This window comes from Thioalkalivibrio sp. ALJ12 (genome assembly GCF_000378305.1).
Taxonomy (GTDB): Bacteria; Pseudomonadota; Gammaproteobacteria; order Ectothiorhodospirales; family Ectothiorhodospiraceae; genus Thioalkalivibrio.
Map to the genome: position 1 here is coordinate 1 of NZ_KB899543.1, position 2,387 is coordinate 2,387.

The window sequence follows — 2,387 nt, forward strand, 5'->3', positions numbered from 1 at the left end:
TCGCAGGCTCCGATGACCTCCATGCAATCGGTGTGTCCTTCCGGCGGACCTGGTAAGGAACCTTGAGGTCCGGGCGCTCTTCAGCCCGGGCCTCATCCTTCCTGTCGGCGAATGCCTTTAATGCCATCGCTTGGACTGCGCCGCCTACCACGAACAGGTCCTGAACTTCGCGCCGGACCGCTACTACGACTTTCCCGATTGACTCCCCGACAAGACCGCTGTGACCTGGTCGGCCGCCACGGCAATCCCTCCATTCTTTAGTCTCTCTCTTTTTCACCTCCGTTTTGTTTCCCCGTTCAAACAGACGGGGCCAAAGCGCCCCCCCGCGTTCAGAATTGCGATACGTGCCACACAAGGTGGCGAAGTCCGCTTTGTCCAAGTCAGAATCCGGGGGGATTTAGCATGCCAACATTTCCGCAGACGTCCATCAGCCATGCCGTACGCCGTGCACTGCCGCAAGGTCCACTGCATCGTCGCGTGATCTCCGCTTGCCTGCTAATGCCCTCCGCCCTGGCCATCAGCATCGGCGGCGCCACCGCTGACACGCCAGTCGAGACGCGTTGGACCGCCGGCGATCAAGATGACAACTGGGTTGAAGATGGAAACTGGGACGAAGGGGCCCCTGTTCCTGGCTCGGATTTGTGGGCCACCATCAACGACAGTGACGCCGTCGTCGTGCTCAACAACGAGACAGGCGAGACGGGCCGGCTGAGGCTGATCAACGGGCAGCTGGAGGTCCAGGACGACGGCGAACTGAATCTGGAACTCCTTCAAATGTATTTTGGCCGCATGGAGATCAACTCTGACCAGGAAGCGGCCGAGGTTAATTCGACCCGTAGATCAGAAATCGGCTCCTTTTCTTCAAATGATGCAACCGTCGTAATTTCAGGGGACGACGCCAGGTGGATTCAAGAAGACGAGGAGCTGACGGTCGGCTGGTCAGGAGAAGGCACGCTTCGCATCGAAGATGGAGGTCGCTTCGAGCAGCTCAGCTCTTCCCCCGCCGTCGCAGGCTTCCGGGAAAATGCAACAGGGACCATCATTGTTGACGGGGATGGATCGACATTTGAGGCGGAAGGGTTGCTGGTCGGAGACGCCGGAACAGGCACGCTCCGGATTGAGAATGGGGGCGAGGTCACCGTGCAGGAGGGTCCCCTGAGTGGTAGCCACGAAGTCGCTCTCGGTGTAGAGGAAACCGGTGACGGCACGCTCATCGTTACCGGCGATGACTCTACCTTGGATACGAATGTATTACGGGTGGGCCAAGCGGGACACGGCCACATGGATATCCTGGACGGAGCGACGGTAGCTTCTACCACGAACTCCCATATCGCATCCGCCTCCGGCAGCACAGGCATCGTGAGGGTCGGCGATAATGCGTCTTGGAATACAGGGGTGAACTTCCGGGTTGGAAACTTCGGCACAGGTGAGTTTTTGATTGAGGGAGACAACGCTTCAGTAAGAAGCCGCAGCAACCCGGTTCTCGGGTACTGGGCCGGATCGGAAGGCACCGTCCGCGTCACCGGCTCGGGAGCCCGGTGGGAAATCAGCGAGTCAACGACTGGCAATCTTGACGGAAGACTTACGGTTGGGCTCGTTGGCCGTGGGCATCTTGAAATCGATGACGGCGCGGAAGTCGACGTCGCGGGCCGCGCCCGAATCGGGGGGGCTGCTGAAGATGACCCGCTGAGCGAAGCCGTCGTTAACGGCGAGCTGACGGCGGACGTCATTGATGTTCACGCACGCGGGCGCCTGTCCGGGACTGGTACCGTCACCGGTACAACAACTATCGAAGGGCTGCTTGCACCCGGCAATTCTATCGGTTCTCTCGCTGTGGACGGCGACCTGACGCTGGACGACGGATCGACCTTTGTGGTCGAGGTGGACGACGGGGGTAATGTCGCGGGCGTAAACAATGACTCGGTCACTGTCTCGGGCCAGTTGGACATCGACGGCGGCGCATCGGTGCACGTCACCCCCGAGGACCCCACGGCGGATGGCAGCTCCTGGGCACCTGAAACCACCTACACCATCCTCACGGCAAACCAGGTGAACGGCGAGTTTGGCTCCGTCAGCGATGACTTTGCCTTCCTGTTCCCGCAGTTGTCGTACGACGATGAGAACGTGTTCCTGACACTGATTCAGGGCAGTGATGTCGCCAGCGTCGCTAGGACACCGAACCAATTCGCGGTAGCCGGGGCGATCGACACAGCAACTCAGGACGGCGGTCTCGAGGACATCGTCGCCAACGTGATTGTCATGGACGAAGATCAAGCACGCGCCGCGCTGGATGACCTGTCCGGCGTCGAACACACGCATGTTCAACAGATCGGTCTACGCGGTGCCCAGCGCTTCCGCTCCGGCCTCAATGGCCGCATGTCGGGTCG

General features: G+C 60.3%; 1 pseudogene. It reads left to right on the forward strand.

What is annotated here, in order from left to right:
* Positions 1-402: 402 nt before the first annotated feature.
* Positions 403-2,387, forward strand: a pseudogene (locus F467_RS13645) (autotransporter domain-containing protein); the annotation flags it as partial.